At 68.9% G+C, this 13,466-nt stretch carries 13 protein-coding genes; 12 read left to right on the top strand and 1 reads right to left on the bottom strand.

The features are described from left to right. Nucleotides 1-281: 281 nt before the first annotated feature. Complete coding sequence (gene whiG / locus OHN74_RS31665) at nucleotides 282-1,124, top strand: RNA polymerase sigma factor WhiG (protein ID WP_327697974.1); 843 nt, start codon at nucleotides 282-284, stop codon at nucleotides 1,122-1,124. 96 nt (nucleotides 1,125-1,220) lie between these two features. Further along, nucleotides 1,221-1,778: a TetR/AcrR family transcriptional regulator gene (locus OHN74_RS31670; RefSeq protein WP_327700347.1), complete on the top strand. Its 558-nt coding sequence runs from the start codon at nucleotides 1,221-1,223 to the stop codon at nucleotides 1,776-1,778. Between the two features lie 66 nt (nucleotides 1,779-1,844). On the opposite strand, the gene OHN74_RS31675 is transcribed toward OHN74_RS31670, so the two are convergent. Beyond that, on the bottom strand, nucleotides 1,845-2,471 hold the full coding sequence (locus OHN74_RS31675; protein WP_327697975.1) for a M23 family metallopeptidase: 627 nt from the start codon (nucleotides 2,469-2,471) through the stop codon (nucleotides 1,845-1,847). Nucleotides 2,472-2,742: 271 nt separating this feature from the next. Between OHN74_RS31675 and rpsB the strand changes: the two genes are divergently transcribed. From rpsB to OHN74_RS31725, 10 genes are all read left to right on the top strand, one after another. Then, nucleotides 2,743-3,666 carry a 30S ribosomal protein S2 gene (gene rpsB / locus OHN74_RS31680; protein WP_327697976.1) on the top strand — a complete coding sequence of 308 codons (924 nt, stop codon included), beginning with the start codon at nucleotides 2,743-2,745 and terminating at the stop codon, nucleotides 3,664-3,666. A 100-nt stretch (nucleotides 3,667-3,766) separates the two neighbouring features. Continuing rightward, entirely contained in the window at nucleotides 3,767-4,603 is an 837-nt protein-coding gene (gene tsf, locus OHN74_RS31685) for a translation elongation factor Ts (RefSeq protein WP_327697977.1), read from the top strand. 203 nt (nucleotides 4,604-4,806) lie between these two features. Then, entirely contained in the window at nucleotides 4,807-5,565 is a 759-nt protein-coding gene (pyrH, locus tag OHN74_RS31690; RefSeq protein ID WP_327697978.1) for a UMP kinase, read from the top strand. A 155-nt stretch (nucleotides 5,566-5,720) separates the two neighbouring features. Beyond that, nucleotides 5,721-6,278, top strand: coding sequence for a ribosome recycling factor (gene frr / locus OHN74_RS31695; RefSeq protein ID WP_327697979.1), 558 nt, complete (start codon nucleotides 5,721-5,723; stop codon nucleotides 6,276-6,278). Further along, entirely contained in the window at nucleotides 6,278-7,405 is a 1,128-nt protein-coding gene (locus tag OHN74_RS31700) for a phosphatidate cytidylyltransferase (protein WP_327697980.1), read from the top strand. Before frr ends, OHN74_RS31700 begins: the two co-directional genes overlap by 1 nt. Before the next feature lie 125 nt (nucleotides 7,406-7,530). Beyond that, a complete protein-coding gene (locus OHN74_RS31705; RefSeq protein WP_327697981.1) occupies nucleotides 7,531-8,202 on the top strand; it encodes a hypothetical protein in 672 nt (223 codons plus the stop codon). 99 nt (nucleotides 8,203-8,301) lie between these two features. Continuing rightward, complete coding sequence (rlmN, locus tag OHN74_RS31710; RefSeq protein WP_327697982.1) at nucleotides 8,302-9,408, top strand: 23S rRNA (adenine(2503)-C(2))-methyltransferase RlmN; 1,107 nt, start codon at nucleotides 8,302-8,304, stop codon at nucleotides 9,406-9,408. Between the two features lie 212 nt (nucleotides 9,409-9,620). Beyond that, entirely contained in the window at nucleotides 9,621-10,721 is a 1,101-nt protein-coding gene (locus OHN74_RS31715; RefSeq protein WP_327697983.1) for a thiamine ABC transporter substrate-binding protein, read from the top strand. Next, nucleotides 10,697-12,421: an ABC transporter permease gene (locus OHN74_RS31720; protein ID WP_443060478.1), complete on the top strand. Its 1,725-nt coding sequence runs from the start codon at nucleotides 10,697-10,699 to the stop codon at nucleotides 12,419-12,421. Before OHN74_RS31715 ends, OHN74_RS31720 begins: the two co-directional genes overlap by 25 nt. A gap of 2 nt (nucleotides 12,422-12,423) precedes the next feature. Beyond that, nucleotides 12,424-13,461 carry an ABC transporter ATP-binding protein gene (locus OHN74_RS31725; RefSeq protein ID WP_443060479.1) on the top strand — a complete coding sequence of 346 codons (1,038 nt, stop codon included), beginning with the start codon at nucleotides 12,424-12,426 and terminating at the stop codon, nucleotides 13,459-13,461. The last annotated feature ends 5 nt before the right edge of the window (nucleotides 13,462-13,466 follow it).

Here is a 13,466-nt window from a genome sequence, read left to right on the forward strand (position 1 = left end):
TAATTCCCGCAGTTGGTCCGCTCCGATGGTCACACAGGGCGACGGGCATGACCCTGAAGGGCGTCAAGCGGAACGTATCTGCGTACACCCTGTCCCCCGGACCTCGCACACTGCGACACCTCAGTCACGCTACGCTCACGTGGAATTCCGGCGCAGACCGGCAGTCGGACAGGCAATTCGACCAGACGGGTAATTCGACATCAGACCGCAACAGACCGACGGCCCACCCGGCCACTCCTCCAGACACCACCGGTTCACGGCAGAACGGCACAAGGCGACGTATGCCCCAGCACACCTCCGGGTCCGACCGGGCGACGGCCCCACCGGCAGCCCGCGACGGCGGTAACGTGCGCCCGCCCGCTCCCTCGACCCTCGACGAGCTGTGGCGTTCGTACAAGACGACGGGCGACGAGCGGCTGCGCGAGCAGCTGATCCTGCACTACTCGCCGCTCGTGAAGTACGTCGCCGGCCGGGTGAGCGTCGGGCTGCCGCCCAATGTCGAGCAGGCGGACTTCGTCTCCTCCGGGGTGTTCGGGCTGATCGACGCGATCGAGAAGTTCGACATCGAGCGGGAGATCAAGTTCGAGACGTACGCGATCACTCGTATCCGGGGCGCGATGATCGACGAACTGCGGGCGCTGGACTGGATTCCGCGGTCGGTGCGGCAGAAGGCGCGGAACGTCGAGCGGGCGTACACGACGCTGGAGGCGCGGCTGCGGCGGACACCGACGGAGAGCGAGGTCGCCGCCGAGATGGGCATCGCGGTCGACGACCTCCACGCGGTGTTCAGCCAGTTGTCGCTGGCGAACGTGGTGGCTCTGGAGGAACTGCTGCACGCGGGGGGTGAGGGCGGGGACCGGCTGAGCCTCATGGACACGCTGGAGGACACCGCCGCCGACAACCCGGTCGAGGTGGCCGAGGGCCGGGAGCTGCGGCGGTTCCTGGCACGGGCGATCAACACACTGCCCGACCGGGAGAAGACCGTGGTGACGCTCTACTACTACGAGGGGCTCACCCTCGCGGAGATCGGCAACGTGCTGGGTGTGACCGAGAGCCGGGTCAGCCAGATCCACACCAAGTCGGTCCTGCAACTGCGCGCGAAGCTGGCGAGCTTCGGTCGCTGACCTGGCCGGTCCGGCGACCTGGGTGACCGGAGTCTCTCCCCTCCGGGGCGGTCCGTCCGTACAGTGGTTGATGTGCCAAGGATTCGAGCGGCCTCCGTGGCCGAGCACCGGTCGATGCAGCGAGCCGCCCTGCTGGACGCGGCGCGGTCCCTGTTGTCCGAGGGTGGGACGGAGTCGCTGACGTTCCCGGCTCTGGCCGAGCGGACCGGGCTCGCACGGTCGTCCGTCTATGAGTACTTCCGGTCGCGGGCGTCCGTCGTCGAGGAGCTGTGCGAGGTCGACTTCCCGGTCTGGGCTGCGGAGGTCGAGGCGGCGATGGCCGCGGCGGAGGACCCCGAGGACAAGGTCGAGGCGTATGTGCGCCGACAGCTCGCCCTGGTGGGTGACCGACGGCATCGGGCCGTGGTGGCGATCTCGGCGAGCGAGCTGGACGCGGGGGCCCGGGAGAAGATCCGGGCGGCCCATGGAGGGCTTGTCGCGATGGTGGTCGAGGCGCTGCGGGACATCGGGCATGCGCAGCCTCGAATGGCCGCGATGCTGTTGCAGGGGATTGTCGATGCGGCCGTGCGGCGGATCGAGTTCGGGGTTGCTGAGGATCCTGCGGTGATCACGGATGCGGCTGTGGTGATGGCGTTGCGGGGCGTGCGGGGCTGAGTTCGGCTGTAGCAGTAGCCGTGTGGGTTGGTGCTTGGGTGGGGCGCGCGGCTCGGATCCCCGAGGTCATGTCTGTGGCGGCAGTGGTACGCCCAGTACCGGCAACAGCCGGGACGGGCCCCTGTGCAGTAGCCATGGGGGCAGCAGGGTCAAGGGGTCCAAGTACGTGTCGCCTCTCAAAAGGCCCCAGTGGACGCATGTCGTTGTGCAGTGGCCGGCTCCGGCCTCCACCGTGCCCAGCACCTCGCCGGCCGTCACCTCCGTGCCCTTTTCGACCGCGGGCGTCACCGGTTCGTACGTTGTTCGCAAGGGTGGGGTGCCCGTGCCCGATAGCTCGACCGAGACGACTCCCCGGCCCGCCACCCGGCCCGCGAAGTGCACCCGGCCCGCGGCCACCGTGCGAACCGGGGCGCCGGGGGATGCCGCCAGGTCCACGCCCCGGTGGCCCCTGGCGTAGGGCGTCGGGGGCGGTTCCCAGGCTCGTAGGACCAGGGGGCGGGTTCCCACCGGCCAGGTGCGGGCGATCGTGGGCGTGGGCGGGGCGTCCCTGGCGGGTGACGGTTCTGTCGGCGGGGGCGATCCGGCTCCCCGTGCCGTCGACGCCGTCAGCGCCAGCATGAGCATCAGAATCGGGATCAGGTGCAGGGGCGGCAACGGGCCCAGGCCCGCACGCACTCCTCGTTTCGCTCGCATGGGCGGATCCTGGCGTGATTCGGGATGGTCTGGGTGGGCCTGTGGATTACTGACCGGTTGTGGATATCGGCGTCACCCGAGGCCTCGCGGGTCCCGTACACTTCCTTTGGCGATCCGGGTGACCGGGTCGACTTCGCACGCCCCGACATCAGGCCCCGTACAGGGTGGGTGTCAACGCCTCTCGGTCCCTCGCGGCAAGGCGTATTCGGGCGTCAGGCGCGGGTGCCGTCCGGTACCCGCGGCACAACCGAGAAACACAAGGAGAACGGCCATGGCCGTCGTCACGATGCGGGAGCTGCTGGAAAGCGGCGTCCACTTCGGTCACCAGACCCGTCGTTGGAACCCGAAGATGAAGCGCTTCATCTTCACGGAGCGCAACGGCATCTACATCATCGACCTGCTCCAGTCGCTGTCGTACATCGACCGCGCCTACGAGTTCGTCAAGGAGACCGTCGCCCACGGCGGCACGGTCATGTTCGTCGGCACGAAGAAGCAGGCGCAGGAGGCGATCGCCGAGCAGGCGACCCGCGTCGGCATGCCCTACGTCAACCAGCGTTGGCTGGGCGGCATGCTCACCAACTTCTCGACCGTCTACAAGCGTCTGCAGCGCCTCAAGGAGCTTGAGCAGATCGACTTCGAGGACGTCGCCGCGTCCGGTCTCACCAAGAAGGAGCTTCTCGTGCTCTCGCGCGAGAAGGCCAAGCTGGAGAAGACCCTCGGTGGTATCCGCGAGATGTCCAAGGTGCCCAGCGCCGTCTGGATCGTGGACACCAAGAAGGAGCACATCGCGGTCGGTGAGGCCCGGAAGCTCAACATTCCGGTCGTCGCCATCCTCGACACCAACTGCGACCCCGACGAGGTCGACTACAAGATCCCGGGCAACGACGACGCGATCCGCTCCGTCACCCTGCTCACCCGCGTGATCGCCGACGCTGTCGCCGAGGGCCTCATCTCCCGTTCCGGCGTCAACACCGGTGACAAGGGCGAGAAGGTCGTCGCCGAGCCCCTCGCGGCCTGGGAGCGCGACCTCCTTGAGGGCGAGAAGAAGGCCGACGACGCCGAGGCGCCCGCCGCCGAGGCTGCTGCCGCCGAGGACGCTCCGGTCGAGGCCGCTGCCGAGGCCGAGGTCGCCGCTGAGGCCCCCGTCGAGGCGCCCGCTGCCGAGGCTCCGGCCGAGGCTGCCGAGCAGGCCTGACCCTCACCCCTTCGGGTTGTCGAGCGGCGGGGGCACCTCCATCGGGCCCCCGCCGTTCCATCCGCAGATCTTTCAGACTTCGAGAGAGACTCCCAGAATCATGGCGAACTACACCGCCGCCGACGTCAAGAAGCTCCGTGAGCTCACCGGCGCCGGCATGATGGACTGCAAGAAGGCGCTGGACGAGGCCGAGGGCGATGTCGACAAGGCCGTAGAGGCCCTGCGCATCAAGGGCCAGAAGGGCGTCGCCAAGCGCGAGGGCCGTTCCGCCGAGAACGGCGCGGTCGTCTCGATCATCGCCGACGACAACACCTCCGGTGTTCTCGTCGAGCTGAAGTGCGAGACGGACTTCGTCGCCAAGGGCGAGAAGTTCCAGGCTGCCGCGGGCGCGCTCGCCGAGCACGTCGCCAAGACCTCCCCGGCCGACCTGGAGGCCCTGCTGGCCTCCGAGATCGAGTCCGGCAAGACGGTTCAGGCGTACGTCGACGAGGCCAACGCCAACCTGGGCGAGAAGATCGTCCTGGACCGCTTCGCGCAGTACGCGGACGGTTTCGTACTGGCGTACATGCACCGCACGATGCCCGACCTGCCCCCGCAGATCGGTGTCCTCGTCGAGCTGGACAAGCCCAACGCCGAGGTCGCCAAGGGCATCGCCCAGCACATCGCCGCCTTCGCGCCGAAGTACCTCTCCAAGGAGGACGTGCCGGCCGAGGTCGTCGAGACCGAGCGCCGCGTCGCCGAGGAGACCACCCGCGCCGAGGGCAAGCCCGAGGCCGCCCTGCCGAAGATCGTCGAGGGTCGCCTCAACGGCTTCTTCAAGGACGCCACGCTGCTCGGCCAGCCGTACGCGCTGGACAACAAGAAGTCCGTCCAGAAGGTCCTGGACGAGGCCGGTGTCACCCTGAAGCGCTTCACGCGCATCAAGGTCGGCATCTGAGTCCGTACCGCGATCGACGCGCGGCCCGCGTAGGGATACCTATAGGGTCGACGGCAGTCGCGCGCGTACGCCGTCACGCACGCGCGCGTGGCGGACGACAGCAGATCTGACGAGGAGGCCATTGCCGGATATGGGATGCGATCGACACCCCATCGGCAGTGGCCTCCTTCGTATGTGTGACACGTGAAGAGGCGAGATTCTCCATGACCACCAAGGCCCAGAAGAGCGACGACGGAAAAGTGCGCGGCCGGTACATGCTGAAGCTGTCCGGAGAGGCCTTCTCCGGTGGCGGGGGCCTGGGCGTCGACCCCGACGTGGTGCACAAGATTGCCCGTGAGATCGCTGCCGTCGTGCGCGACGGCTCCCAGATCGCCGTCGTCCTCGGCGGCGGCAACTTCTTTCGCGGCGCTGAACTCCAGCAACGCGGCATGGACCGGGCCCGCTCGGACTACATGGGCATGCTCGGCACCGTCATGAACTGCCTCGCTCTCCAGGACTTCCTGGAGAAGGAGGGCATCGACAGCCGGGTCCAGACCGCCATCACCATGGGCCAGGTCGCCGAGCCGTACATCCCGCTGCGCGCCGTACGGCACCTGGAGAAGGGCCGTGTGGTCATCTTCGGTGCCGGTATGGGCATGCCGTACTTCTCCACCGACACAACTGCCGCACAGCGCGCCCTGGAGATCGACGCCGAGGCGCTGCTGATGGGCAAGAACGGCGTGGACGGGGTCTACGACTCCGACCCGAAGACCAACCCCGAGGCCGTCAAGTTCGACTCGCTCGGCTACGGCGAGGTCATCACCCGGGACCTCAAGGTCGCCGACATGACCGCCATCACGCTGTGCCGTGACAACAAGCTCCCGATCCTCGTCTTCGAGCTTCTGACCGAGGGCAATATCGCGCGGGCCGTCAAGGGTGAGAAGATCGGCACACTCGTCGGGGAACAGGGCAGCCGGGACTGACCGGGGATCAACCCTGCCCGGGGACGGACCCTGAGCGGGGGATGGACAATGTCCTGCCGGTCGGGAACCGTGCAGGAAGAAGACGCGACGCAGCCGGCCGCCGACCCTGACCGAGAACAGCAGCCGGGCCTACTCAAGACACGCAGGAGCAAGTGGTGATCGAAGAGACCCTCCTCGAGGCCGAGGAGAAGATGGAGAAGGCCGTCGTTGTCGCCAAGGAGGACTTCGCCGCGATCCGCACCGGCCGTGCGCACCCGGCGATGTTCAACAAGATCGTGGCCGACTACTACGGCGCACTGACGCCGATCAACCAGCTGGCCTCGTTCTCCGTACCCGAACCGCGGATGGCCGTGGTGACCCCGTTCGACAAGACCGCCATGCGCAACATCGAGCAGGCGATCCGCGATTCGGACCTCGGCGTCAACCCGAGCAACGACGGAAACATCATCCGCGTGGTGTTCCCCGAGCTCACCCAGGAACGCCGCAAGGACTACATCAAGGTGGCCCGGACCAAGGCCGAGGACTCCAAGATCTCGATCAGGGCCATCCGCCGCAAGGCCAAGGACACCATCGACAAGTTCGTCAAGGACGGCGAGGTCGGCGAGGACGAGGGCCGTCGCGCGGAGAAGGAGCTCGACGACACCACCGCGAAGTACGTCGCGCAGGTGGACGAGCTCCTCAAGCACAAGGAAGCGGAGCTTCTCGAAGTCTGATGAACGACTCTTCCTGGGGGGCGCCGCCCCACGCCGGGTACTGGGGGCCGTCCGACGGAGGGCCTGTCCAGGGGGCTGCCCCGGCGGGTCCCGCATACGATGCGCACCACGCGCAGCAGACTCGCCCCATGCCCATCGTGCCCGACGTACCCGCACATGGCGGACACCAGGATGACGACCGGGGGGCCGCTCGGCCGGGCGGCCCCTTGTTCCGCGACGAGATGCCGCAGGCACAGCCCTACGGGGCGGTGCCGCAGAAGCCGGATTCCATGCCCACGCCCGACGACGCCCAGCAGCCCGCCCCCGCCCCGCAGAAGAAGAGCGCGGGCCGGGACCTCGGCGCGGCCATAGGGGTCGGTGTCGGGCTCGGTGCGGTGATCATCGCGTCGCTGTTCGTCGTCAAGGCCGCCTTCGTCGGCGTGATCGCGGTCGCCGTCGTGGTCGGCCTGTGGGAACTGACGTCCCGGCTCCAGGAGCGCAAGGGCATCAGAGCGCCGCTGGTGCCACTCGCGCTCGGCGGAGCCGCGATGGTCGTCGCCGGATACGTCCGGGGTCCCGAGGGCGCGTGGGTCGCGATGGCGCTCACCGCACTCGCGGTCCTGGTCTGGCGTATGACGGAACCTCCGGAGGGCTACCTCAGGGACGTCACGGCGGGTGTCTTCGCCGCCTTCTACGTCCCGTTCCTGGCCACGTTCGTCGCGATGATGCTCACCGCCGACGACGGTGCGCTGCGTGTCATGACGTTCCTGCTCCTGACCGTCGTCAGCGACACCGGTGCCTACGCGATCGGCTGGCGTTTCGGCAAGCACAAGCTCGCCCCGCGCATCAGCCCCGGCAAGACCCGCGAGGGCCTGTTCGGCGCTGTCGCGTTCGCGATGGTGGCCGGCGCGCTGCTGATGGAGTTCGCGATCGACGACGGGACCTGGTGGCAGGGACTGGTGCTGGGCCTCGCGGTCGCGGTCAGTGCCACGCTCGGCGACCTCGGCGAGTCCATGATCAAGCGGGACCTGGGCATCAAGGACATGGGTACGCTGCTGCCGGGACACGGCGGCATCATGGACCGGCTGGACTCGCTGCTTCCCACGGCTCCTGTCGTGTGGTTGCTGTTCGTCGCCTTCGTGGGCTGAGGTCGGTCAAAATGTTCCAGTACGGTCCGGGTTTCCTTTGAAACACCTACGTAGGCCTGAAACCACCCCTTTCGAACCTAAGATCGACTTCAGTGCGGTCGATCCGTCCGGAAGGGGTGGCGTGCATGTGGGGGCGTAGTCGTGCCAGACGCCAGCGGCAGGCCGAGGGGCTGGCAGCTGTCACCGGTCCCGTCGAGGCGGCCGACGCGGCTCACCAGGCTCTGCTGGAGCTGCGACGGGAGGTACGGGGCGAGCTGGCGCGGATCGAAGCGCTGCTCGATCAGGGCGACGGCCTGCCCTCGGACACCATCCGTGAGCAGACGAACGGGGCGATGAGTGTCTTCGCCGACCTGGACGGCGTGTCCCGGTACTACGACGAGATCCGTTCCGGAGCCGTCGAGGCCGCCGAGCAGGGCGTCGAGGCGGTCCTGCCCTGGCTGGAGGCGCTCGGGGGGCAGGTCAGGTCGATGACCGAGCTGGGGGAGACCTTCGCCGGAGTCGGCGAGTCCCTCGCCTATCTCCGTGAGCGCACCGAACGGCTGCGCACCGACCTGTTCCCGCTGCGCCAGGCGGCGCACGGCGCTCTGCGCGCAGCCCAGGACGAGCTGTCCGCCGCCCAGGGCGCCGACGGCTGGCACGGCTGGCGGGCGGACCTCACCGCCCTGGGCGACCAGCTGACCGAACTGGACGGGGGCCGTGTCACACCGACGGCCCGACGCAAGGTCAGCGACCACTACCGCGAGCTGGAGCGGGAGGTGACGCAGCTGCGGGGGGTGATGGCTGCGGCGCCTCGGTGAGCATGTGCGGGATGCGCTGAGCTGGGGTTTTGCAGTTTTCCCGAGGTTGTCCACAGGGCGGCGAGGGGCTGTCCGGATGTCTGAGACACTGGTATGGCCATGCCTAAGCCCGGAGAACTCACATTCGTCGCCCCGCGCGGAGCCCAGAAGCCGCCGCGGCATCTTGCCGATCTCACGCCTGCCGAGCGTAAAGAGGCCGTTGCCGCGATCGGTGAGAAGCCGTTTCGTGCCAAGCAGCTCTCGCAGCACTACTTCGCGCGGTTCGCGCACGACCCTGCCGAGTGGACGGACATCCCGGCCGCCTCGCGCGGCAAGCTCCAGGAGGCGCTGCTTCCGGAGCTGATGACGGTCGTCCGCCATCTGTCGACCGACCAGGACACCACCCGCAAGACACTGTGGCGGATGGTCGACGGGACGCTCGTCGAGTCGGTGCTCATGCGGTACCCGGAGCGGGTGACCATGTGCATCAGCTCGCAGGCCGGGTGCGGGATGAACTGCCCGTTCTGCGCGACCGGACAGGCAGGGCTGGACCGGAATCTGTCCACCGCCGAGATCGTGCACCAGATCGTCGACGGGATGCGTGCGCTTCGGGACGGGGAGATCCCCGGTGGGCCCGCGCGGCTCTCCAACATTGTTTTCATGGGCATGGGCGAGCCCCTGGCCAACTACAAGCGCGTCGTCGGTGCCATCCGTGCCCTGACCGACCCCGCGCCGGACGGCATGGGGCTCTCGCAGCGTGGGATCACCGTCTCGACCGTCGGGTTGGTGCCGGCGATCAACCGGTTCTCCGACGAGGGCTTCAAGTGCCGGCTCGCGATCTCCCTGCACGCGCCCGACGACGAGCTGCGCGACACCCTCGTCCCCGTCAACACGCGGTGGAAGGTGCGGGAGGTTCTCGACGCCGGGTGGGAGTACGCGGCCAAGTCGGGGCGCCGGCTGTCCATCGAGTACGCGCTGATCCGGGACATCAACGACCAGGCCTGGCGCGGTGACCGCCTCGGGCGGCTGCTCAGGGGCAAGCCTGTGCACGTCAACCTGATCCCGCTGAACCCGACTCCGGGGTCCAAGTGGACCGCCTCGCGGCCCGAGGACGAGAAGGCGTTCGTCGAGGCGATCGCCGCGCACGGCGTGCCCGTGACCGTTCGGGACACCCGTGGGCAGGAGATCGACGGGGCGTGTGGCCAGCTCGCGGCCACCGAGCGGTAGTCTTACGCCGTACCTGCATATCTTCATATTCCGACAGGGGAGCGCCACAGCGCTGAGAGTGCGGGACAGACCGCAGACCCTCTGAACCTCGCCCAGGTCATTCTGGGTAGGAAGTTCGGTCATCACTCAAGCTGTTGCGCCCTGCCCGGAACCCTTCACGGGGTCCCGGGCAGGGCCGCGTCTCTTCCTGGTCATCCCAGGAGGAAGCATTCGTGAGCACTACCAGTACCAAGAAGTCGAGCGCCGCCAAGAAGTTGCTGGTCCTCGCCGTCGGGCTCGGGATTGTCACGCTGTCCGCGTGCGGCTCGTCCGACGAGGGGACTTCCAGCGGGTCCAAGACCGTCACCCTCGTCAGCCATGACTCGTGGGCCGTGTCGAAGAGTGTCCTCGCCGCCTTCGAGAAGCAGTCCGGGTACACCGTCAAGGTCCTCAAGGACGGCGACGCCGGGCAGGCCGTCAACAAGGCGATCCTCACCAAGGACAACCCGCAGGGCGATGTCTTCTTCGGCGTCGACAACACCCTGCTCTCCCGGGCGCTCGACAACGGGCTGTTCCAGTCGTACGAGGTGAAGGACGCCGCCGCGATCCTGCCCGCGTACCGGACCGACGACGACAAGCACCGGGTCACGCCGATCGACACCGGTGACATCTGCGTCAACTACGACAAGGCCTGGTTCAGCGAGCACAAGCTGACCCCGCCCGAGTCCTTCGACGATCTGATCAAGCCCGCCTACAAGGATCTCCTCGTCACCGAGAACGCCTCCACCTCCTCGCCCGGACTCGGGTTCCTGCTCGGCAGCGCCGCCGAGTACGGCGATGACGGCTGGCAGGACTACTGGACGAAGCTCAAGGCCAACGGCGTGAAGGTCGTCGACGGCTGGGAGCAGGCGTACAACGAGGAGTTCTCCGGGTCGGCCGGCGGCAAGAAGGCCAAGGCCGACCGGCCGCTCGTCGTCTCGTACGCCTCCTCGCCGCCCGCCGAGGTGATCTTCGCCGACCCGAAGCCGACCACCGCTCCGACCGGCGTCGCGACCGGCACCTGCTTCCGGCAGATCGAGTACGCAGGGCTGCTCAGCAACGCCAGGAACAGCGAGGGCGGCAAGGCGCTGCTCGACTTCCTCGTCGGCAAGACCTTCCAGGAGGACATGCCGCTCAACATGTTCGTGTACCCCGTGCGGGAGGGCGCCGAGGTGCCCGCCGAGTTCACCGAGTTCGGGCCGCAGGCCAAGGACCCCGAGACCATGGAACCCGCGAAGATCGCCGAACACCGTGACCAGTGGGTCAAGTCGTGGACATCGCTCGTACTGAAGTAGCCGAAGCGGCAGCAGAAGAAGCAGCAGAAGCGAGCGGAGCTGCCGGGGTCGCCGCGCGCGGGCGGGGTGCCGCTCTGCGCGGGGCCCTGCTCGCGCTGCCCGTCGTCTTCTTCGCGCTCTTCTTCGCCTATCCCGTCGCCGCGATCGTCGCGCGAGGCCTGCACGTCGACGGGGACTGGCGGCTGGGGCAGGTGGGAGACGTGCTGGGGGACTCCGGGATCCGGCATGTCCTCTGGTTCACCTTCTGGCAGGCGCTCGCGTCCACCGCGCTCACGCTGCTGATCGCGCTCCCCGGCGCGTACGTGTTCGCGCGCTTCGATTTCAGGGGCAAGCAGATTCTGCGGGCCGTGGTGACCGTGCCGTTCGTGCTGCCGACCGTTGTCGTCGGTACGGCGTTCCTGGCGGTGGTCGGGCGTGGCGGGCTGCTCGACGAGCTGTGGGGCGTGCGGCTGGACACGACCGTGTGGGCGATTCTGCTCGCGCACGTCTTCTTCAACTACGCCGTCGTCGTACGGACCGTCGGTGGGCTCTGGGCGCAGCTCGACCCACGGCAGGAGGAGGCCGCGCGGGTGCTCGGCGCCTCGCGATTCGCGGCCTGGCGGCAGGTCACACTGCCCGCTCTCGCCCCCGCTGTCGCCGCCGCGGCGCTCATGGTCTTCCTCTTCACCTTCACCTCCTTCGGCGTGGTGCAGATCCTCGGCGGACCGACCTTCGCCACCCTCGAAGTGGAGATCTACCGGCAGACCTCGGAGATCTTCGACCTCGGCACGGCGGCCGTGCTGACCATCGTCCAGTTCGTGGCGGTGGGCATCGTCCTCGCCGTGCACGCCCGGACGGTACGGCGTCGGGAGAGCGCGTTGCGGCTCGTGGCGCCGGAGACGACCGCACGACGCCCGCGCGGCCGGGGCCAGCGGGCGCTGCTCGGCGGGGTGCTGGTGAGCATCGCCGTGCTGCTGGTGCTGCCGCTCGCCGTGCTCGTACAGCGGTCGTTCGCCACGCCCGGCGGTGCGGGCCTCGGCTACTACAGGGCGCTCACCCGCGACGATTCCGGCATGTTCCTGGTGGCGCCGATCGCCGCCATCGGGAACTCGCTCCAGTACGCCGTCGCCGCCACCGGCATCGCCGTCCTCGTGGGGTCGCTGGCCGCCGTGGCGCTCACTCGGCGCGATGCCGGGCGGATCGTACGGGGGTTCGATGCGCTGTTGATGCTGCCGCTCGGAGTGTCGGCGGTGACCGTGGGGTTCGGGTTCCTCATCGCGCTCGACGAGCCGCCGCTGGATCTGCGCAGCAGCTGGATCCTCGTACCGCTGGCGCAGGCGCTGGTCGGGGTGCCGTTCGTCGTGCGGACCATGCTGCCGGTGCTGCGGGCGGTGGACGGGCGGTTGCGGGAGGCGGCGGCTGTGCTCGGGGCCTCGCCCTGGCGGGTCTGGCGCGAGGTCGATCTGCCGATGGTGCGGCGGGCGCTGCTGGTCGCGGCCGGTTTCGCGTTCGCCGTGTCGCTCGGCGAGTTCGGGGCGACCGTGTTCATCGCCCGGCCGGACAACCCGACCCTGCCGGTCGCCGTGGCCCGCCTGCTGGGCCGCCCCGGTGACCTCAACTACGGCCAGGCGATGGCCCTTTCGACGATCTTGATGGTGGTGTGCGCGGTGGCCCTGCTCGTGCTGGAGCGGCTGCGGACCGACCGGACCGGGGAGTTCTGACGATGGCCATGCTCAGTCTCGAAGGAGCGACCGTACGGTTCGGGGCGCGGGCCGTGCTCGACGACGTCGGCCTCGATGTCGCCGAGCACGAGATCGTGTGCGTGCTCGGACCCAGCGGCAGCGGAAAATCGACGCTGCTGCGGGCGGTCGCCGGACTGCAGCCTCTCGACGCGGGAAGGGTGTTGCTCGACGGCCGCGACCTCGCCGGGGTGCCCGCGCACAAGCGCGAGGTGGGCCTGATGTTCCAGGACCACCAGCTGTTCCCGCAGCGGGACGTCGGCGGCAATGTCGCCTTCGGGCTGCGCATGCACCACGTACCCAAGGCGCAACAGGACGTACGCGTACGGGAGTTGCTGGACCTGGTCGGGCTGCCGGGCGCCGCCGGACGCGCTGTCGCCGCGCTCTCCGGCGGGGAACAGCAGCGAGTCGCCCTCGCCCGCGCTCTCGCGCCCAGTCCCCGGCTGCTGATGCTCGACGAACCGCTCGGCCAGCTGGACCGCTCGCTGCGCGAGCGGCTCGTCGTCGAACTCCGGGAACTCTTCGGCCGGTTGGGCACCACCGTGCTCGCCGTCACCCACGACCAGGGCGAGGCCTTCGCCCTCGCCGACCGGGTCATCGTGATGCGCGACGGCCGAATCGCCCAGTCCGGTACGCCGCTTGAGGTCTGGCAGCACCCCGCCGACGAGTTCGTGGCACGCTTCCTCGGCTTCGACAACGTCGTCGAGGCGACGGTGAGCGGGCAGGCCGCGGACAGCCCCTGGGGCAAGATGCCGGTCCCCGAGGGCACCGGACAGGGGGTGCGCACCCTGCTGGTACGGCCCGCCGGGGTGCGTCTGGTACCCGCCGCCGAGGGCCTGCGCTGCACGGTGGCCGCTCGCACCTTCCGGGGTACGCATGTCGCCGTACAGCTCCAGCCCGAAGACGCGCCCCGGCTGGAGGCCGCGTGCGCGCTGCGCGAGGCGCCGGAGCCGGGGGACGAGGTCGGGGTGGCCTTCGACGCTGCCGAAATTGTCGTGCTCGGTCGATGGGACCGCCCCTAGTGTTC

Origin of the sequence: Streptomyces sp. NBC_00459, assembly GCF_036013955.1 — a bacterium.
Lineage (GTDB): Bacteria > Actinomycetota > Actinomycetes > Streptomycetales > Streptomycetaceae > Streptomyces.

Bases quoted from the DNA above. Each gene is read 5' to 3' on its own strand.
- whiG (WP_327697974.1), top strand. From the start codon at position 282: ATGCCCCAGCACACCTCCGGGTCCGACCGGGCGACGGCCCCACCGGCA.
- OHN74_RS31675 (WP_327697975.1), bottom strand. From the start codon at position 2,471: ATGCGAGCGAAACGAGGAGTGCGTGCGGGCCTGGGCCCGTTGCCGCCC.
- rpsB (WP_327697976.1), top strand. From the start codon at position 2,743: ATGGCCGTCGTCACGATGCGGGAGCTGCTGGAAAGCGGCGTCCACTTC.
- tsf (WP_327697977.1), top strand. From the start codon at position 3,767: ATGGCGAACTACACCGCCGCCGACGTCAAGAAGCTCCGTGAGCTCACC.
- pyrH (WP_327697978.1), top strand. From the start codon at position 4,807: ATGACCACCAAGGCCCAGAAGAGCGACGACGGAAAAGTGCGCGGCCGG.
- OHN74_RS31700 (WP_327697980.1), top strand. From the start codon at position 6,278: ATGAACGACTCTTCCTGGGGGGCGCCGCCCCACGCCGGGTACTGGGGG.
- OHN74_RS31705 (WP_327697981.1), top strand. From the start codon at position 7,531: ATGTGGGGGCGTAGTCGTGCCAGACGCCAGCGGCAGGCCGAGGGGCTG.
- rlmN (WP_327697982.1), top strand. From the start codon at position 8,302: ATGCCTAAGCCCGGAGAACTCACATTCGTCGCCCCGCGCGGAGCCCAG.
- OHN74_RS31725 (WP_443060479.1), top strand. From the start codon at position 12,424: ATGGCCATGCTCAGTCTCGAAGGAGCGACCGTACGGTTCGGGGCGCGG.